Source organism: Paenibacillus sp. J2R1T-4, from assembly GCF_059692235.1.
This window is the reverse complement of the sequence record NZ_JCAUBA010000004.1, coordinates 14,427-34,309: the sequence shown is the minus strand read 5'-3', so window position 1 is coordinate 34,309 and position 19,883 is coordinate 14,427. Positions and strand designations below refer to the sequence as shown.

The window sequence follows — 19,883 nt, the reverse complement described above, 5'->3', positions numbered from 1 at the left end:
CTCTCTTGAGAATTGAATATGTGTTATTCCACTCTACTCAGAAATGTATACCTAATCCCTCATAGTCGAATCCCAGATCTTGAAGAATCAGAGGATCAAGGGTATTGCGCGTATCGAGCACATAAGGGTACCTCATTCTCTGATGAATGAGCTGCCAATCAGCAGTACTCACTCCGTACTCACTCCAATGAGTAAGCAATACGACAGCATCAGCCTGACAAGCTACATCCTCAGCGCGATTACAGTAATGGATGGGCAGATGAGCATGCAATCGGCGAAACATGGCCATGCCCTTAGGATCATGAACGTTCACCACTGCCCCCAGCTCTAACAGCCGCGAGATGATATAGGAAGCTTGCGTATGCCTCGCATCATCGGTATTCGGTTTGAACGTAAGGCCCAAGACACCGATTCGTTTGCCTTTCAACATCTTGAGACGCCTTGTAATTTTCTCCACACAATACTCGTGCATTCTCAGGTTGGATTTCTCGGCAGCCCGCACTACGGTGAGCTCGCTCCCATATTTATCACCTACCGCTAACAATTCCGCCGTATCCTTGGGGAAACAACTGCCGCTCCATCCGCTGGACACCTGCAGAAACTGAGGCCCGATACGACTGTCCAGTCCCATCCCCTCTGCAACGTCGAGAGCGTTTGCACCCAGCTTCTCGCATAATCTGGCCACTTCATTGATATAACTGATTTTAACGGACAGAAAAGCGTTGGATACATATTTAATGAGCTCCGAGCTCTTGGGATCGGTCTCGAACAGCACGGGAAGAGCATCCTTATGCTTGCCCGGAAAAGAAAAATGCTCTGCCATGCTTGTATAGCCGCTCTGCTCCAGCACATCCTTGTACAAGGCTCTCATAATGGATAACGCTCTGGAATCTGTACAACCAATAACGATCCGGTCCGGATAGTACACATCCTCCAACGCGTATCCTTCACGCAAAAATTCAGGGTTGCTGACGACAGCGAATGCTCCCGAGTCCTCCTCCAGCCCGGAAGCCTGTTCAATTAATGAAGCAACCAGGTCCGACGTGCCTACCGGCACGGTTGATTTGTTAACGACAACAGTGAATCGATCTGCACTCAAATGCGCGCCGATGCTTGCAGCCGCAGCCCGGACATATGTCAAATCTGCCGACCCATCCGGAAGTGAAGGGGTTCCAACGGCTATAAACACAACATCGGCGTACCCTATCTGCTTATAATCAGTAGACGCAAACAAAGTTCCCGCTTGCACAGTATAACGGATGAGTTCATCCAAACCAGGCTCGAATATCGGACTTTGACCTGCAGCAAGGAGCCGCACCTTCTCAGGATCTATGTCGATTACCACCGTCCGGTGTCCAAAAGAAGCAAATGCGGCGCCAGTAACGCTTCCGACATAGCCTGAACCAATGACGGCAATGTTCATGGATGCTTCTCCTCCTGGCGTTCTGTGTTCGATCCCAGACGCTCCCGATACTCACTAATCATACGGCGTAATCCTTCTTCCAAAGAAATTTGAGGCTCCCATTGCAACAACCTCATGGCTTTACTAATATCCGGACGCCGTACTTTGGGATCGTCCTGCGGAAGCGGCATATGGACGAATGTACTGTTCGAACCCGTGAGCTTCACTATCCTTTTGGCCAATTCCAGGATCGTGTACTCATAGGGACTGCCTATATTAATTATTTCCCCATCAGCGCTATCCTCGGCCATCATCCTGCGAAGTCCGCTAATCGTATCATCCACATAACAAAACGACCTTGTCTGCAGCCCATCCCCGTATAGTGTCAGAGGATCGCCTGTTAAGGCTTGACTAACGAAATTGGAGATGACCCGACCGTCATCGTTGCGAAGACCAGCCGAATAAGTATTGAATATTCGCGCCACTTTGACCGGAAGATTATACCGGTGCCTATACTCGAAACAGAATACTTCACCAAGCCTCTTGGACTCGTCATAACATGCGCGAGGACCCCATGTGTTCACATTGCCGCGGTAATCCTCCTGTTGAGGGTGCTGTTGAGGGTCACCATAAGCCTCACTTGTGCTCGTATATAATACCTTCGCTCCCAACCGCCGGGCATACTCCAGGGCATTCCTCGTCCCTGTTGTATTCGCCTCAATCGTGCGGAATGGATCCGCTTGATAGAATCGGGGTGATGCAGGTGACGCCAGATGATACACCCCTTGTATCATTCCATCCTTCAACTCCGGTTGCTCCCATATCCGGCCGTCAGCCACATCCCCTTGGATAAACAGGAACAGCCCCGTTTGATCCAAGCCTTTCAGCCGTTCAGCAAGGCCAGTGGACATGTTATCGATTCCTATGACATTATGGCCGTCTTCCATCAGCTGACGGACCAGGAAGGAACCGAGGAAGCCTGCAGCTCCGGTTACTACTATATGAGTCAATCAGAATCGCCTCCTTCTGCACCGAATTGCTCTTTCAGAAACGACCGGAACGGACCTTGTAACATGGAATCCTTGCACGCAAGCTCCACTGTGGCTTTCAAAAACCCTAGTTTATCTCCGACGTCATACAGTTTTCCATCAATCCTGTAGGCATACAGGGTCTTGTGAAGGGCAAGCTTTTGAAGCGCATCCGTCAGTTGAATTTCTCCGCCTGCTCCTATAGGTGTTTTTTCAAGATAATGAAAGATCTCCGGCTCCAAAATATATCTCCCGATAATAGCTTCGTTGGAAGGAGGATTGGACTGGGGCTTCTCCACCAGAAGTTCTACTTTGATCAACCGGTCGTCGATTCTGCTGCCGCCTACAATGCCGTATTTGTTCGTTTCCGCCCAGTCCACGTGCTCGACGGCAATTACGGAAGCTTGCTTCGAATCGTAGATATCGATAAGCTGCTTTAAGCAAGGAACGGGACTGTCGATGATCATATCACCCAATAGCACAGCGAACGGCTCATTACCGATGAATTTGCGGGCACACCATACGGCATGGCCTAGCCCGATCGCCTGCTTTTGACGCACATAGTGAATGTCAGCCAGGTTGGAGACTTCTTCTACAATGTGAAGCAGGTTAATCTTGTTCTTATCCTTCAGATTCATCTCCAGCTCTTCATTCCTATCGAAGTGATCCTCGATGGATCTTTTACTGCGGCCGGTGACGATAATAATGTCTTCAATCCCGGAACGCACCGCTTCCTCCACAATGTATTGTATAGTCGGTTTATCTACGATTGGCAGCATTTCCTTCGGCATGGCTTTTGTTGCTGGTAGGAATCGGGTCCCTAATCCTGCTGCAGGAATGATCGCTTTTTTAATTTTCATATCGAACCTCCACAGCTAGACTCGGTTTTCTCAGCGGGGATCCGAACGGCACAAACACTCCATGATTGCCGCTGGAATTCACTCGCCAGAACTGAACCAAATCTTTACATTTCATCTCGTAAAGCAGCCCCTTATCACCATTAAGATTGTCAGTTCCTCTCTTGAACAGGGGAAAACGCGCCGCAACAGGCTTTTTGCGGGAAAAGCCGCCCACGCTCCAGCCTTGCTTGATCCGATATACACGCAGCATTTTTTTGCTGGTGACAGGTATGAGCATACTCGCGCTAACAATCGAACAATTGGCTGGAAGCTCATCCAGGTTATAAGAGAAATACGTTTGACGAATTTTGCCCTTCTTAATCGAGCGGAACCGGTTCGGAAGCAAATCAAACTGTCCAACTCTTGGAGGCTCAGGTTGCAGCTGATCTATTGGCTCGGCCGGGGTTATCTCTTGATCCGTTGTCTCATCTGATGGATCCTCATCGTTATGCAACGAATAAGACTCTTCGACCGAATCGACTCTGATCAAGGGTTCAACATTGTCCATAATTCTTGAAATCTGACTGGTCAGTTCATTTGCATAACGCGGTACAGTATGAGAGGCGGTCATGAATCCTCTCGCTTGTTTACGAATCCTTTTGCGTAATTCCTTATCCAGGTACAACTGAAGCATGACTTCATATAATTGCTGCTCCTCTTCGTTGTCAGCCGGGAGTTGCCAGATCAGCTCTCCTGGAAATGCTCCATACACGGCATTCGATGGTACGATGGAAGGCTTCCCATAAGCCAATAAGTCAAGGATCGTTTCGTCAAACTCATCCTCCTGCTCCGATTCTTTACCCAATGAAATGCCGACATTCGAGCGGCTGATAAACGCTGAGTATTGCTCGTCGGAGCGTGGATGAATGCTTACGTTCGAGGATAGCTGCAAGCTTGTAATCTGCGAACGCAGACCTTCCAATTGCAGCTCATCAGACTCCGTGATCATCATATATTGAATATCCGTATATCCTTGCTCAAGGATTCGCTTCAAGCAGCGAAGCACAATCTCCGTTCTTTCTTCCCTCGGGTTTTTGGCGAAGCTTATAAAAACGAAATTTTTCTCAGTCAGGAGAGTCAGCATAACAGGGATTCTCACTGGGCGGTTGCAAAGAAATATTCGAGTATAGCCTAGCTCCTCGAGTAAACGTGTCATTTGCTTGGAATGTACAACCAGCAGTTGGGCCGAGTGCAAGCAACCGTGCCAGTTCTCATTCTTCATTGCCTGGTCATGGATCACGACCACGCCAGGGTACTGTGTCATGTAAGGGGTCATGTAATCATACTCTGGACCGTTTCCAAGTTGATACAATACGGCATCATACCAGTCTGTGGCCACAAGAAATTCAGCGTGATGATGGATACTGTCAACCGGAATTGTAGCAGCTTGCTTGTTGTCCGGTTGCGGTTCATCTCCCGTGAAGAAGTGGCAATCAAACAACTCCGTCAAATGCGGCGCTAATAACGATATATACGCTGCCTCACTTGATCTGGCAGCCGCGAGAGGAGTAAACACAGCGAGTCTCTTGCGTATCAACTTCCTGTAAGCCGACGCCAGTTGAACGGCATCGGTGCGGTTGACAGCCGGGCTCCAGCCTTGATCCGAAACCGGAGATAAGAGCAGGATCCGATCAGGAGAAATACCTGCCAGCTCGGTTGCATCGGCTAGCACCTTCTCGGAATGGACTACAACCAGATCACAACTCCTTACAAATTCCGCCACATCTCTGCTTAACGGATTATCTGCCAGCAAGGCAGTTACTTCATTTAAGGTAATTACGGTCTTGGTATGAGCAAACCAGCTTTTTTTCATCAAGCTAAAGGGAATGTCGAAGGGAGATAAAATATGCATAATATCTATGCGATACGATTGTAAAAAGCGTCCAAAATGTTCCTTTCTCGCTTGCAAATTGTCTGTAGATATCGTTAATTGCTCTACACCGTCCGCGTATCGGTAAACCAAAATTTGCTCCTCTTGCCGTACCAGTAAACTCGTGAGGCTTTCGGAGTACCTTTTATTGGTTTCGTAATCGCGATCCAAGGATCTAATGGAGTAGGCATATGCAATGTTCATCAAGCCACCACCTGACTCATGCTTTTTTAAGGTTATCCTATGCGAGTCCCTGCTCGGGGTTATGGACCGTTACCCCTGGTGAAAGGAATAATTTTGAGGTTCGTTCTGATTCACATCCGCTTGTGACGGTTGCGCAACAAGTCCGTTCCACATATGGATAACGAATAGGATGAACATCATAGAGACGGAGGGGTTTTCTTGAAAATAGTTGCACAACGGTTGAACAATGCACTGCAATTGGACGGGCAACAGTTCGTAAAAGCCGCATATGCCGAGCTGTTGAACCGCGAACCAGATCCGGAAGGCTTGGCTAATCATGTAAAATCGTTACGTTCAGGCGTCGGCAAGCTGCAAATAGCGGTTGGAATTATGCATAGCCCCGAGGCTGCATCCCTCTATCAGCAACCTCTATCGTCGAGGTCAAAAGAAGACCGGTCAATCGCTGACATCCTCAGACATTTATTCGCGCTTAAACACGATCCGTTCGTCCGTCAAATGTACCAAGAGCTGTTTTCAAGGGATGCCGATCCCGCAGGCTTCCAGTCCTTCATGCATAAGCTGCAAGCCGGTCATTCCAGACATGCTGTCCTTACTGAGATGGTATTGTCCCATGAATTCAAATCTTTGATGTCATTGAACAAACATGCTTTTGCCAAAGAAATTCTGGAACGATTAATTCAAAGCTTTTATTCCCGATAAGGAATCATGAGTTGGAACGGAGGTTGATGAAATGCCGTCACGATTAGAGAAGAAGTATATTCAGCATATAGTCAACAGACACCCTGAGCTTGCGGATAAGGACGTTCATGTTATTTCGAGCGGACATCAAAACCTGGTACTGGTCATTGGCGAAAAGTGGATCTTCCGGTTTCCTCTTACCTCAGATACTTCTTCCCTTAAGCGGGAGCAGAGACTACTGCCTCAGTTAAGCAAACATCTTCCTTTCCCAATACCGGACTTCCAGTATTCTTCCAAATCAAGAGACAAACCTGTCTATGTCGGCTACCCTATTATCCAAGGAAACACGCTGGAGAAAGATATATATCAGAATCTTCCTGCGGAGACAAAGGAGAAACTGGCGCAGGATATCGCGACATTCCTGACCAAGCTTCACACCTTCAAGGGAGATAAAATCGTCAAAGTTGATCGTAACGAGTTCCGCTCTACTTGGAGGAAAAATTGGACAGGATATTATCGGGCGCTTGAGCACACTGTATTTCCGCATATCGGGAAGAAGGAACAAATTTGGATCATGAGCATTTTTCATGAGTATCTGGTACACGATGAGAATTTTACATTCCGGCCTTGTCTCATCCACGGCGATTTCAAGAATGATCATATTTTCGTAGACAGTAAAGGGAACATAAAGGGGATTATCGATTTCGGTCAATTGAAGATGGGTGACCCTTCTTATGACTATCATGATCTGTTCCTGACCTACGGGCAGACATTCGCAGGGAAAGTGTATAAGTATTATCAGGGTCCTAAGGACGCAACCTTGCTTGATCGCTGCCGCAACTTCTATACACATGTGATCCGGTTCAGTTCCTTGATGAACGCTATCAATAAGAAGGATAAGGAGAAGTGGAATAAACGGTTGGAGTGGCTCCGTGAGAAGTCAAACGGGGAGTAGATTGTAGTTGATGGTACCAGGACGTCAAACGGGATCGTCCGTATTCTCGGGCGATCCCAAGTGGTTAAGCAGAGTCTGTGAGGCTTCCAATCAAATTTTCTTTAAGCACTCTCGGACGATGTAGTCCTTGTATAAATTCAATTTTTGACTTTTGTAAAAGCCTAGCACAGCCAATTTTTTGTATAAGATTTCTATATCCAGGATGTCATCCGATTTGGCAAAAGTGTAAAGATTCTTACTTACTATTCCCTGTACAATTTCTCCAAGGGCTATATGCTGGGTATGCCCGTATTCCCCGTCTAAGTTATGTGTGACAATTTTATTGAATGGTTTTTCATTTACAACTTTATTTATGTTCTCTCTTAACGACTTCCGATCAAAATCGCCTTTCCATTTATCTTCGTAATTCCACATTTCAAAAGCAGCATCTACATAATGCATTGCGTTTTTAAATTCCTCAGCTCTTACTTTGTTACTGCCGTTTGTAACACAAATGACCTTCCAGCCTTTTTCTATAATAAGATTGGCTCCTCCGAAGATTGTTTCATCGTCCGGATGTGCAACAATCATTAACTTATTATACATCGGGATCACCTCTGCCTGATTGAAATCAAATTCTTGATTTGTATATTTCCAGCAGTTCATTAATTACTTGGGAAATGCTGAATTTGTTAATAATATACTGTCTTCCTTGATCACCCCACTCTTTCTGTATATCCGGGGATTTGAGAACTATACTTGCCATCTCTGCAATTGAAGTTTTGGTGGGCTTCCGGTCAGCTCTGTGATCGCCAAAATACTGCTGCCATGCATAATCATATTTGTCTGGACTAACGATACCAACTTCCCCTTTACACCCTACTGCAATAACTGCGCGTTTACACGCCATAGCTTCAAGCGCTACTCGTCCAGTACCGATGACACCATTTGAAATAGAAAATAATGATGGCATATCCAAGTAATTTCCTATGAGGTGTATATACTTTTGCATAGGGTCCAGCTCTATTATTTTTTTAATATCCCCTGCCTGGCTGCCATCTCCTGCTATGATCAAATGCATGGTCGGGAACTCTTTAATTAACTGATCCCTTGTTGCTTCTATTACTAATTTACAAATATCCGCCTTTCCTTTCGCTAACCGGCTTGCATATAACAGAATCGGTGCATTCGCCGGGATTCCGAGTTGACTTCGCAGAGTGGAATTGTTCATGAACCGATACTGGTCCGTATCAATTCCATTTGGAATCAAGACGGACGGAATACTTTGTGTTTTAAGCCATCGTTGTAACGGCGGACTGACGCTAATAAAGCAGACATTCATATTTCGAAGTCCCAATAGGCTATTTTTGTAATAATGCACGGTATAAATAAGGGGGATATTATGAATTCCAATAAGATTTGACATCCATATGGCTGGTTGGACGTGGTGGAAATTTATAATATTAATCTTATTTTTTTTTACCCAACGTTCAAAATGATGGTCATTGTTATATAAATCGAAATAGATCGGACATCCAAGGTCTTGGAATGGTTTGTATAAAACTCCTTTTTTTTCTGCAGCTATAAAAACTGAAATTCCTAGTTCTAATAATTTTTTGCTTATTGCTAAAACATAGGTTTCGACGCCCCCTACGTTGAAATCTTTCAGGACCATGAGTATACGTAGTTTGTTTACAGTCATCTCCACCTGCCCCCTTTGTTCTCCCAGTTCTTTCTTACTCCGATAGGTAAAATTATCCGATTGCTGCCACTTTTAATATTTTTTCTAAATCGTCAGGATTGATAGTCATATCATGATGCCTGAATCCAATTCCCTTATATTCCCGGTGACTTCCTCCTATCCCTCTTAAATAATAATGCTTATGCCCGAGGAGGCTGCTAAGAATAGGGTAACAGGTATCCACAAATTCCCGTGAAAATAACTCAATGACTTTGGTTCCCGGGCTGCTAAATATCACATTTGTCAACCCTGCCCCATGTGGACCTATGACCACTTTAGCGGAAGCGAAGATCCGGATCTGCTCGTTAAGCGGTAACAATTCAGCAGCGACACTAACAAAGCCATATTTCGAAAGCAAAGTTTCAATTTCCGGTTCGTTGAGCACTTTTCTCTTGTCAGCATGTGCACGGCTTATATAAATGCGTTCAAACCCTTTATGCGGTTTTATTCTTCGATTCAGCATTAATTCCTGTCTCAGGAACTCGCAGACCCATTTGGGCCGGCGTCCTCTTGTAAGTTGAGGGATGACCAATTTGGCAGCCTGGAGATTTAATTGGTTATGACTCACAATTACCTTATTCTCTGGAATCCCTAAAGCTTCAAGCGTTGCAAAATGAAAAGGCGAAAGCTTCTTCCCACAAATCATATACTTATCTGCTTTAATTTTAGACTTTCGCAAAATATGAATGCACGGAAGAATGTCAAGCATCCAATGATAATAAGCACCGCTTAATTCACTGGATAAAACGGCTATTGTTTCTGATGTTTTCTGCAAAGCAGGCATTTTATTAGATTTGAAAACCGCCGGACTTTTATCTTTGTTATGGGAATAGGCCAAAATTTCCTTGTGATCGGGAGTAAGAATAACAGTCTTCATAAAGCATACTTGCCCTTCTGGAATCACATGAACGACGCCTTGCCTGTATGGAATGTTGTTACCTGCTGATATAAGGAGCTGTCTGTGCGTAGGATGTTCCAATCCTTCAGGGTCCACCAGAACAGATGAATCATCAAAAGCAACTTCATAAATCCATTTATTTCTATCCAATCCCGATGCAGCTATCCAATCTTCTATCTTTCTATAACAACCAGAAGGCGGGCTTTCCCTTTTAGAACTATCCAAGCCGACACACCCCCAATGGTTTATGATTTCGGCAGCTCTGTTGCAACAATAATTGATCATAAGATAAGACAAGTCGGATTATTCAATTTATGAAATCACATCCATATTGATAACGGCTTATGGAGCAGGTAATATGACGTAGGTCAATTAGCCTTGCAAGTAAACGGTTGAAATAACTGTAGAACTTGCCTATTCCAGAAATCTTACATGTACATAAACTGAATATAATACTTGGCGTTAATGCAATATACCATAGAAGAAAGAGTGGTTTATTTGAATATTTTATTCGAGGGTTACTTTTATACCGGATCTGGGTACGCAGAAGGAAACAGAGCATTACTGAATATATTAAACCAGTTGGGATACCGGGTTCGAATTTCTTCTTTAGACAAGGTACGGGAGAAAAACAATGCATTAACAGCGGAAGAATTGGAGTACTTATACTATTATGAAAAAGTAGAATTATCTTCAAATGATATTTTTTTGAATCGGGGCTCTGGCTGCAATCTGCATTATAATCCTGACTTTCGTATCAATATCGGTCTTTCTACATTTGAAACAGACCGACTTCCGAGAGCGTGGGTACCTAAACTAAACCAATTTGATGAGATTTGGGTACAAACTTCGTTTAATGCGCAAACTTTTGCAAGCTCAGGAGTGGAAGTTCCTTTAAGAGTTGTTCCTTATTTTTTCAATGACAGCCAGTACCGCTTAGAGGGAGAAAGGTTTCCCCTTCCTTTTTCCAAATCATTTATATTTTTATCTGTATTTGATTTAATCGAGCGTAAAGGGTACGATATTTTGCTTAATGCTTTTCTTAATGAGTTTTCTGCAAAAGACAAAGTAGCTCTTGTAATTAAAACACGCAATCGCAAATCCACACATAAAATAATGGAAATTATCGATAATCATTGGAAACCCAAAGAAATTCAACCCAGAATTCATATCATTGACAAGATATTGCTAACAAATGAAATATTAAGTCTTTATAGAGCCGGAAATGCATTTGTACTCCCTACACGGGGTGAGGGCTGGGGAAGACCTTTTTTTGAAGCGATGATGATGGAATTGCCTGTTATCGGAACGGACTGGAGCGGACAAAGAGAATATATGAACAAGAAAAATTCATTCTTGATTCGTGTGGAACAGTTGGTACCGGTAGAACTAAAGGATCACCCCGAAAAAGAAAAGTATGAGGGGCATTATTGGGCACAGCCTTCAATGGATGATTTACAACTTAAGCTGAGGTATGTTCTGCAAAATAAAAATAAAGCAGGGAGAAAAGGCCGTAAAGCGAGGGAATATCTTCAGAAACATTTCAGCATGAAGGAAGTAGCGAAACAAGTCGCAAAAGAAATTGAAAAATTTCGAAATTAAAAATTTTGCTATCAGGGATTCCAAATCCGCTGTAGAAATACCTCGTAGTTTTTTCGGAATAAATTCACATCCTTTGTATCGTCGTCAGCATGATGAAGGATAACCGGATTACTTACTTTATGGCCTGGGAAGGCGTTCCACTCTTGTTTCAAATAACCAACCGTGTCGGTGTAGCGGGTTGGACCGCGGTATTTTCGTGTCTTCAGATCAAATCCAAGTAAATCCATGAGTGCGGCTTGCTCCCAACAGACGTTGTTGATGAATTTGACATTGTTCCAAACGGCCTCAAGCAATTCCTGTGTCCGTTTATCCTTTTGGCAAATCCATACCCCTCCATTTACGTAAAACCAATCCCCTCTTGGCTTTTCAGGAATCATGTGAATAGGATATTTACTATCGAGCTCCTTACGAATATCACGTGTAGGATCCAGTATTATGGCATCCGCATCGATCCACATCACGGTATCATAATGTTTAAGCGCGTTGTACATGAGAATCACTTTATCCCAGGATGGGGGCCGGGATGCATCCAACCGACGATCACCAAGCGGCAGGATCAGACTATCCATTTTGTGCAGCAGCGCATAATAGGCAACCGTTGGAGCCATGATTTGCAATAAAGCCATATGCTTAGCCCCTGTAGCCAGGCTGCAGATCAGCATTTTATTTCTGGGTGGCCATGTAAAAGGCAGCGTCGGAATGATAGGTGACATTTACATCTTCCTTCCTGATTAGCTTAAATCCTCAGCAAGCATGATACTTTAATATGTCTTCGGCGATAAAAATAGTCCAATGATTACCCGTCAGCATCCATAATTAAAGGGGTATAATAATGAATATCCTATTGGAAGGTAAATTTTATAATGGACACGGCTTTGCAGAAGACAACCGGAATCTACTGCGTATATTGGATCAAGCCGGCTATAATGTCCGAATCGCTGCAAGAGACCAAGCCGACAAATACAAGTTTTTGCATCCTAAGGAGATCCAATATATTTCATCATTTGAAAACAAATATTTACCCTCAAAAGATATTTATATATATAATTGGGTTGGCGCTGATCTACGTTATAATCCTGACTATCGGATCAATATCGCCCGCACTACTTTTGAGGTCGATCAGATACCCAGGTCCTGGGTTGTTGAATTGAATAAGTTTGATGAGGTATGGGTCATGAACAAATTTAATGCCCGCACTTTCAAAAACTCCGGGGTGAACGTTCCCTTAACACGGATTCCGAATTGCTTTGATTCAAAACAGTTTACTCCTGATGGGGATCAAATGGTGCTGCCGCTGCCCGATACTTTTCGTTTTCTTTCAGTTTTTGACTTGAAACGGCGTAAAGGTTACGATATTTTGCTTAACGCTTTTCTCAATGAGTTTTCACTCGACAATAATGTTACATTGGTTATTAAAATTCGCAATCGTAAACGTGAAGTAATAGAGAAAATTATGACTGAACATCCAAAACCAGCCGATGAAAAGCCTAACATTCATATTATTGATAAGTTTTTACCGTTTTCAGAACTTCTTAATTTGTATAGAGCTTGTGATTCGTTTGTACTTCCAACTAGAGGAGAAGGCTGGGGGAGGCCATTTTTTGAAGCCATGCTGATGGAGATGCCTGTCATAGGAACAGATTGGAGCGGGCAAAAGGCGTTTATGAACCGAGACAATTCCTATTTGGTCAAGGTAAAACGGTTGGTGAAAATTAAAAATAATGAAACAGAGATGTTAAACGGATTTAATTGGGCAGAACCCTCTGTAAGAGATTTGCAAAGGAAAATGAGATATGTATTTGAGCATCAGGAAGAAGCTAAAAAAATCGGGATGTATGCGCGGCGCGAGCTGTTGAATAAATATAGTAGTAAAAAAATCTCCAAACGCATCGTAAAAGAGCTTGACAAGTATTCAATGTAATCGCAAGATCAACTAAGCTAAGCAAAAGCACCTTCCAGTTCCGGAAGGTGCTTTTGCTTACTTCAGCTTCCCAGGCTTCGGAAGGTCGGGAACGCCTTCCACATCCTTATCTGCTTTCATTCTATCCCGCCACTTCATATAGAGCTTGAGGTCGTTCGCAACCACATATTGCAGAAAAGGCTTTAGCACCCCCGCTTTGCCCATGCTCTTGAACAACATGAGCGGAACACGCCTGTGACTGCGGAATGCCCCGATATGGTCAATCACTTTAAGCTTGCCTCCTGATGAGACGATAATATGAGCAAGACGGGTATCAATTCGGGTGAATTTCATTCGGCGCATCTCTTTCACTATCCCGAGCAATTGCCTGGAAATGTCTTCGGTATATTTCCCCTTATCCGTTAAGAATTCTTCTAGTGTCGGCCCTTGTATATACTCCATAACGACATAGCTCTTACCCGCTTTGTAGAGCTTCGGCAAGAAGGAATCCCCACGGGCTGCTTCAAGTGCTTTACGCTCCCATACGGCATTCTCGGGGTCGGCATATACCTTTACACAACGCTCAGCTGATAGACGGAATACTGCCCCTTGTGCGCCGACCCCTATGACCGGGTAAGAAGTCGGGTTGTTGATCTTGAGTTGTTTTTTCCCGCCGGCCATCTCTTGGACAACGGTAATCTTCCTGAAATCATCCATGGTTGTCCTCCTCTCCTTCACTATGAGAACCATCCCGATCGGATGGCAGCTCTCATTATTGTTATAGTAAGCCTAGTTCTTTGAGCCTGTTCTTCATCATCATTCCAACGGCATGTGGTGAAAATTCATTCCTTATCGTACTCTGACCATTGATGGCGATCGTCTTCCGGTACTGTTCGTTATACCTTACCTCACGCATCCCATGCGCAGCATGCTCAATATCGGGCTCTGCCCATGTTTGATAGCCTTTATAAGGTCCCCAGTCGCCTCCAACCTGGGTTAAGCTGTATCCCACTGGACAAGAGTTCGAGAAGTTCATGAAGTCCGTATTCCCTGACCAATAGGTTCCGAGAACCGGCTTACCCAGATACATCGCTTCAGCCAATCCAAGTCCGAATCCTTCTGACCGATGCAAGGAAACAAAGCTGTCCGTGCAATTCAGCAGCGCATTAACCTCTTCACGCGACATAATGCGATCCATAATATAAATATTATTGTAACCCTTGATCAAACCCCTCAATATCTGGATATCTCCAGGGTTAGCATGGGAATGGTTCATTTTTACGACAAGCCCAACAGTCGGGTCGTTCTTATCAAAAGCTTGTTTGAATGCCTCAATCGCGCCTTGCGGGTTCTTACGCCGCTGGTAGCTGTGTGTGTCATACATGGAGAAGAAGAGGAAACGGTTATCGGGCAGCCCGAAGGTGCCGCGATTCATCTCAGCCGGGTAAATAACCTCAATTCCATGCGGGATTCGCACTACAGGCACAGGTGACTTCTTCGCAATGCTTTCTGCAACGAAGCTTGAGGGCGCCCATACCTCTTGCACGAATTCGAATCCGTCGCAGAATTCATCCGGGAAATCCGGCAGCTCCCAGTGCCAATATCCGATGTTGTAACGCCGCTCGAACAATCTTTGACCGAAGTGGTGGTGCACCGAGCGCATGGTGTCTGCATTCATGTGGAAAATGTTGATTTTATATTCGGGATGTTCAACTTCCTTCTCAGCCCATGTCCGATCTTCCATGCGAATACTCGTTACAGGGAAGTTCAGGATATCAAACGGAACGTCGGTCGCCGATAAAGATCTGGCTGCAAGCCGGCTAGACTCCCCAATTCCCATCTCGGCCCGAATGAATCCGACTATATTAATCCCTTTGCGATACTCAGGCTCTTCTGGCTGCACTTCTGGTTCGACAACTGCCTCCGAGACTGCCGCTTGAGCAGGTTGGGGAATAACTACTCTTGCCTTACGTCTTCTGCGTCTGGCTATCCAGTTTTTTCTCGTGCCCTTTTTGCGGAGGCGCTTCAGTCTCCACTTTCTCTTCAGGCCTCGTTTCCGCAGTCTCGCCAGAACACGTTTTTTGATCTTTACCTTTCCTTTGGAAGTGCGCTTCTTCTTCCACTTTTTCTTGGTCGAAGAACTGCGAAGTGCTTTGACTACAACTACTTTCACAGCTGCCTTCTTCCGCCGCAAGATTCGTGAGGGGCCAGACATAAATCCCACCCTTTCCATGTACGATAGGTTCTGCTTGTTTCTAATTAATCTATACCCGTTCTCTCCAATAGTTCAGCAGGTCTTCCATAGTCTGCTCAAAAGGAATTTCCGGTTTCCATCCTGTTTTCTGATTAAACAGGGTATAGTCGCCGAGCAAGATCTCAACATCCGATGGCCGCAGACGGGCTGGGTCTTCCTTCACTTCAATCTTGATTGTGCTGAATGACAAGAGCAGATCGAGCATTTCCTTAATCGTGTAACATTTACCGGAAGCTATATTGTAAGTCACACCAGGCTCGCCTTTCTCGAGTGCCAGTGAGTAGGCTTTAACAACATCCCGCACATCCGTGAAATCCCGCTTGGCTTCCAGATTACCTACATAAAGGATCGGAGGTTTTTTGCCTTTTTCAATTTCAGCAATTTGTTTGGAGAAGTTGGAGGTTACGAAATTTTCCCCGCGTCTCGGTCCAGTGTGATTAAAGGTACGTGTCGGAATAATATGAAGCCCGTAACTCTTGAAATATTGATAGCCCAAATATTCCTGACATACTTTACTTACTGCATAAGGGCTCAGCGGCCGAAGCGGATTCGTTTCCTTAATAGGCACTTCATCCGGTTCAACGTGACCGTATTCCTCACTGGAGCAAGCCAACTGAATTTTACAATCCAGCTCAAACCTGCGTACAGCTTCCAGAATGTTAACTTGACCCGCTATATTATTGTGAATCGTATCCATCGGAGAGTTCCATGAGGTTGGGACGAAGCTTTGTGCTGCCAAGTGAAAGATCAGGTCTGGCTTAACTTCCTGGATGAGATGCTCTACAGAGAACGGATCCCGCAGCTCGCACTCGGTCAACTGGATATCCTTAAGATGTTTGATATGATCCATACGGCTCCGGTGCCGGATTGTTCCAGTTACTTCCACGTTGTTCGCAAGGAGGAACTCCGCCATGTGACTTCCCACAAACCCGGATATACCCGTTACTAAAGCTTTCATACGGTTATTGTCCCCTTTCCAATAGTTCGATCTCTTTGATCACGGTTTTGATTTGCTGCTCCTGGGATTTGTGGCATACCAGCAATCCTTCATCCGTAGAAACGATAATAAGGTCCTCAACTCCGATTACAACTGCCTTGCCGTGATCCGTGAATATAATATTCGTCTTTGCTGAGAAAGGATGGACAGAACCGCCTCCCTGTACAATGTTTCCATGCTCATCATGAGGATGGATGCGATCCAGAGAAGTCCACAGCCCTACATCATCCCACTCGAATTGAACAGGAATGGTATAAATAGATTCGGCCTTCTCCAGGATGGCGTAGTCCACCGAAATCTTGGGTAAGCTGGCATACGAATCAAACAATTGTTCCATCGGCAGTGTCAAGATGTTCCACAACTTCGCTTGGTGTTGTTTCATATAATAAGCGATCGTCGAAGGCTTCCAGACACAAATACCGCTGTTCCAATAAACATGTTCCTGCTGAACTAACCGTTCCGCTTTGGCCAGAGAAGGCTTCTCCATGAAAGAGCTAACCTTCAGCACACCGTTAACAAGACTTCCCTCTTCAGCTTGTATATACCCAAATGCGGTTTCGGGTCTCGTAGGTGTAATTCCGAGGGTTACAATCGTTCGCTGCACACGAGCGGCTTGTTCCGCTTGGCTCAAAGCAGTGATCAGAGCTGCACTATCCGGAATGTACTGATCGGAAGGCGTGGTTACAATCACCTCATCATCCTCGGCATCCAGAAAGTAACGAGCTGTTAATCCAACGCAAGGCCCCGTATCCCGTTGATCCGGCTCCAACAATAATCTGGTTTCGGATAATTCCGGAAGCTGCTGCTGGACCAGTCCCTTATAATTCACCGACGTAATCACGTATATCGACGAATGGGGAAGCCACTCACTGAACCTCCTGTAAGTCTCTTGAATCATCGTCTTGCCGGATGTGAGAGCCAGGAACTGCTTGGGTCTCGATGGAACACTGCGAGGCCAAAACCGGGTTCCAACACCTCCGGCCATAATGACTATTTTCACCGAATCCCCTCCTAACAAGGTGTTACGACAAAAGGATATGTCATGTATATACTATGCTCCTGGGTTCAAGCGCACATGGACATATCTCCCCTTATACCCGAAATTGGCGTTTGACTATAATTCACGTATGAAGTTTGAAATACATGTCTAACAGCCCTTCATCGTCCGTCATTGATGGCGTGAAGGGCTGTCGTTTACGTCTTTCCTACTGCTTGATTTTTCTATGCTTGACCAACCAATGACCCACTGCTGCCGGCTCTTCGCCCAGTATTCTGAATAGTGCTGCTTCGTCCTTTGTTAATGGGACAACGTGGCTGACCTTAAAGCTTAACTCCCGGTGGTCCGAATTCATCTTCTGCCTACTCGGAACGAAGAACGCATGCGATCGAATTTCAATGGAACAAGAGGAGGTGTGTGGCGGAAGTGGAATTTCCGCTGTAAATTTGCCTTTCTCTAATTCTATAGTACGGACTTGACGGCCGTTAATGTAAATGGTCCATTTAAGCTTGCCGACACCGCTCTGGATCTCGGGAAGCAAATGCTCTCCTGCTACGAGCAGGCATTTAAGAGGAGCTGCGGCATTGCCTTCAATTTCTATTTTCCAACGGGGAGGAACCCATGAATCTTCATAACGGTTCGATTGGCGAACCACAGGCGTTGCACCGAACACATGGTATGTTTTCAACCGCTCTGTAAGCCAAGCAGGTCCTTCCAATAAATGATGCGCAATAAACTGAATAAGCCAGTGGTTGGATACAGCTCCGTAGTTTTTTAAGCTTGTTCGGATAATTTCCGGAAGTCCTACACTGAAGTATTGCTTAACACTTTTAGCTTCCTCGTGAAGTCGCGAATTAGCAATGATCTCATTTATAAATCCAAATTTGTGTTTCTTAACCAAGCGCATCCAAAGATCATAATCCATACAAAAGTTTAATGATTCATCGATGGCACCGACTTGATCAAGCACGCTCTTACGGATGAAAACCGCTGGCTGGCAAATGGTGCATACGTCGAACAAACGGGTCTTGTTGATCGAAGCGTCGACCGGATAAGGATAAAGAACTTTATTTCTGGCATCCGTGTGATTCGCCTTGCCGTATACAGCACCATATTCGGCATGCTTTCTCAACATTTGAACCGCTCGTCGGATCGCTTTGGGATGATACGTATCATCCGAGTTCAACCAACCGATAATTTCCCCTTTAGCCATGGCCAGTCCTTTGTTAAGCGCATGAGACTGCCCACGGTCTTTTTCCGAAATGTAGCGAAACCTGGGTTCAGACCTGGCGAACTTTTTCAAGATATTGACCGTACCGTCCCTTGATCCGCCATCCACAACAATATGTTCTATGTTCGGATAATCTTGGGACCAAACACTCTTAATGGTTTCGCCAATATATTTAGCTTGTTGATAGGATGGGGTAATGATCGTAACCAGCGGAGTTTTGTTATGCGATTCATTCTCTGTCATCTCTCCTGCACCTCTCCCGTCACTCTGTAAGCCTTGTACCAGTCGATCACTTTCCTTAGACCCACCTCCATTGGTGTTCGCGCTTCAAAACCGAAGCGTTCTGCGGCACGTTGAACGTCGAGTCGGCGTCGAGGCTGCCCGTTGGGTTTATCTGAGTTCCAGACAATCTCTCCCTCATAACCGGTCAGTCGTTTTATCATCTCCGCAAGGGCTTTAATCGATATTTCTTCACCAGAGCCGATATTAACGGGTTCCGAGTCGTTATAATGTTCCGTAGCCAGCACAATGCCCTCTGCTGCGTCCTCTGCATAAATAAACTCGCGAGTGGGGGTCCCGTCTCCCCATAGGATAATGGAAGGTGAATTATTGTTTGCTGCTTCCAGGCATTTGCGTATCATAGCCGGGATTACATGGGATGTCTCCAAGTCGAAATTATCCCCGATTCCGTATAAGTTGACGGGAAGCAGATAGATAGAGTTGAACCCGTATTGCTGGCGGTATGCTTGTGATTGAACGAGCATCATTTTTTTCGCTAGCCCATACGGGGCATTCGTTTCCTCCGGATAACCGTTCCATAAATCGCTTTCCTTGAAAGGCACAGGGGTATGCTTCGGATAGGAGCATATCGTACCGATCGCTACAAATTTCTCGACACCAGCCTGTCGAGAATGTTCCATAAGCTGCGTCCCCATCACCAGGTTGTCGTACAGAAACTTGCCGGGATTATTCAGATTTGCACCAATTCCCCCCACTACTGCGGCTAGATGAATAATAACATCAGGCTTGCTCTCACGTAACAATCTTTCTATATCCGCTTCTTTTCTCAAATCGTAATCTTTACTTCGGGGTACAATGACTTGGCGACAACCACGCTTATACATCTTGCTAACAACATGCTTTCCCAGAAATCCCGCTCCGCCGGTAACAATGATTCTTTTCTCGGATAGCTCCATCCTCTTCATCCTTTCCTGGTGGAATGCGTCTATTGTTTACGATATGTAAAGA

Annotated in this window: 18 protein-coding genes; 4 read left to right on the top strand and 14 right to left on the bottom strand. The window is 45.1% G+C overall.

All coding sequences use genetic code 11. The features are described from left to right. Window positions 1–37: 37 nt before the first annotated feature. Genes AC58QD_RS09035 through AC58QD_RS09020 form a run of 4 tightly spaced genes read right to left on the bottom strand, consistent with a single transcriptional unit; the run spans window position 38 to window position 5,403 of the window. Window positions 38–1,423 (bottom strand): UDP-glucose dehydrogenase family protein, encoded by a 1,386-nt coding sequence (locus AC58QD_RS09035; RefSeq protein ID WP_497332258.1) that lies wholly within the window; start codon window positions 1,421–1,423, stop codon window positions 38–40. After that, window positions 1,420–2,412, bottom strand: a complete 993-nt coding sequence (locus AC58QD_RS09030; protein ID WP_497332256.1) for an NAD-dependent epimerase/dehydratase family protein — start codon at window positions 2,410–2,412, stop codon at window positions 1,420–1,422. Before AC58QD_RS09030 ends, AC58QD_RS09035 begins: the two co-directional genes overlap by 4 nt. Further along, window positions 2,409–3,290: a UTP--glucose-1-phosphate uridylyltransferase GalU gene (gene galU / locus AC58QD_RS09025; protein WP_497332254.1), complete on the bottom strand. Its 882-nt coding sequence runs from the start codon at window positions 3,288–3,290 to the stop codon at window positions 2,409–2,411. The genes AC58QD_RS09030 and galU overlap by 4 nt, the downstream gene beginning before the upstream one ends. Next, window positions 3,280–5,403: a glycosyltransferase gene (locus AC58QD_RS09020; RefSeq protein ID WP_497332252.1), complete on the bottom strand. Its 2,124-nt coding sequence runs from the start codon at window positions 5,401–5,403 to the stop codon at window positions 3,280–3,282. The genes galU and AC58QD_RS09020 overlap by 11 nt, the downstream gene beginning before the upstream one ends. A 198-nt stretch (window positions 5,404–5,601) precedes the next feature. Here AC58QD_RS09020 and AC58QD_RS09015 point away from each other — a divergent pair, with 198 nt between their 5' ends. Both AC58QD_RS09015 and AC58QD_RS09010 read left to right on the top strand, forming a co-directional pair. After that, on the top strand, window positions 5,602–6,102 hold the full coding sequence (locus AC58QD_RS09015) for a DUF4214 domain-containing protein (RefSeq protein ID WP_497332250.1): 501 nt from the start codon (window positions 5,602–5,604) through the stop codon (window positions 6,100–6,102). Between the two features lie 31 nt (window positions 6,103–6,133). Next, on the top strand, window positions 6,134–7,036 hold the full coding sequence (locus AC58QD_RS09010; RefSeq protein ID WP_497332248.1) for a phosphotransferase family protein: 903 nt from the start codon (window positions 6,134–6,136) through the stop codon (window positions 7,034–7,036). 90 nt (window positions 7,037–7,126) lie between these two features. On the opposite strand, the gene AC58QD_RS09005 is transcribed toward AC58QD_RS09010, so the two are convergent. From AC58QD_RS09005 to AC58QD_RS08995, 3 genes are read right to left on the bottom strand one after another with little or no spacing between them, the layout of a single operon-like run. After that, window positions 7,127–7,621: a PIG-L family deacetylase gene (locus AC58QD_RS09005; RefSeq protein ID WP_497332246.1), complete on the bottom strand. Its 495-nt coding sequence runs from the start codon at window positions 7,619–7,621 to the stop codon at window positions 7,127–7,129. A gap of 25 nt (window positions 7,622–7,646) precedes the next feature. Further along, window positions 7,647–8,717 carry a glycosyltransferase gene (locus AC58QD_RS09000; protein WP_497332243.1) on the bottom strand — a complete coding sequence of 357 codons (1,071 nt, stop codon included), beginning with the start codon at window positions 8,715–8,717 and terminating at the stop codon, window positions 7,647–7,649. Between the two features lie 52 nt (window positions 8,718–8,769). Beyond that, entirely contained in the window at window positions 8,770–9,879 is a 1,110-nt protein-coding gene (locus tag AC58QD_RS08995) for a glycosyltransferase family 61 protein (protein WP_497332241.1), read from the bottom strand. A 273-nt stretch (window positions 9,880–10,152) separates the two neighbouring features. On the opposite strand from AC58QD_RS08995, the gene AC58QD_RS08990 reads away from it, so the two are divergent. Next, the gene (locus tag AC58QD_RS08990; protein WP_497332239.1) at window positions 10,153–11,256 is read left to right on the top strand and encodes a glycosyltransferase family 4 protein; all 1,104 of its coding nucleotides are present in this window, start codon (window positions 10,153–10,155) and stop codon (window positions 11,254–11,256) included. A gap of 11 nt (window positions 11,257–11,267) precedes the next feature. Here AC58QD_RS08990 and AC58QD_RS08985 read toward each other — a convergent pair whose 3' ends face one another. Beyond that, window positions 11,268–11,969, bottom strand: a complete 702-nt coding sequence (locus tag AC58QD_RS08985) for a putative nucleotide-diphospho-sugar transferase (protein ID WP_497332237.1) — start codon at window positions 11,967–11,969, stop codon at window positions 11,268–11,270. A gap of 119 nt (window positions 11,970–12,088) precedes the next feature. On the opposite strand from AC58QD_RS08985, the gene AC58QD_RS08980 reads away from it, so the two are divergent. Next, window positions 12,089–13,177 (top strand): glycosyltransferase family 4 protein, encoded by a 1,089-nt coding sequence (locus AC58QD_RS08980; protein ID WP_497332235.1) that lies wholly within the window; start codon window positions 12,089–12,091, stop codon window positions 13,175–13,177. 57 nt (window positions 13,178–13,234) lie between these two features. Here the strand turns inward: AC58QD_RS08980 and AC58QD_RS08975 are convergent, their stop codons facing one another. The 6 genes from AC58QD_RS08975 to AC58QD_RS08950 all read right to left on the bottom strand — a co-directional run bounded on the left by AC58QD_RS08975 (window position 13,235) and on the right by AC58QD_RS08950 (window position 19,831). Then, a complete protein-coding gene (locus AC58QD_RS08975) occupies window positions 13,235–13,873 on the bottom strand; it encodes a serine/threonine protein kinase (protein WP_497332233.1) in 639 nt (212 codons plus the stop codon). A 61-nt stretch (window positions 13,874–13,934) separates the two neighbouring features. Continuing rightward, a complete protein-coding gene (locus AC58QD_RS08970; RefSeq protein WP_497332231.1) occupies window positions 13,935–15,371 on the bottom strand; it encodes a glycosyltransferase in 1,437 nt (478 codons plus the stop codon). A 49-nt stretch (window positions 15,372–15,420) separates the two neighbouring features. Continuing rightward, the gene (locus AC58QD_RS08965; protein WP_497332229.1) at window positions 15,421–16,368 is read right to left on the bottom strand and encodes a GDP-mannose 4,6-dehydratase; all 948 of its coding nucleotides are present in this window, start codon (window positions 16,366–16,368) and stop codon (window positions 15,421–15,423) included. Between the two features lie 4 nt (window positions 16,369–16,372). After that, entirely contained in the window at window positions 16,373–17,407 is a 1,035-nt protein-coding gene (locus AC58QD_RS08960; RefSeq protein WP_497332228.1) for a mannose-1-phosphate guanylyltransferase, read from the bottom strand. A 205-nt stretch (window positions 17,408–17,612) separates the two neighbouring features. Then, window positions 17,613–18,878 (bottom strand): glycosyltransferase family 2 protein, encoded by a 1,266-nt coding sequence (locus AC58QD_RS08955; protein WP_497332226.1) that lies wholly within the window; start codon window positions 18,876–18,878, stop codon window positions 17,613–17,615. Continuing rightward, window positions 18,875–19,831, bottom strand: a complete 957-nt coding sequence (locus tag AC58QD_RS08950) for a GDP-L-fucose synthase family protein (RefSeq protein ID WP_497332224.1) — start codon at window positions 19,829–19,831, stop codon at window positions 18,875–18,877. Before AC58QD_RS08950 ends, AC58QD_RS08955 begins: the two co-directional genes overlap by 4 nt. Window positions 19,832–19,883 lie beyond the last annotated feature (52 nt).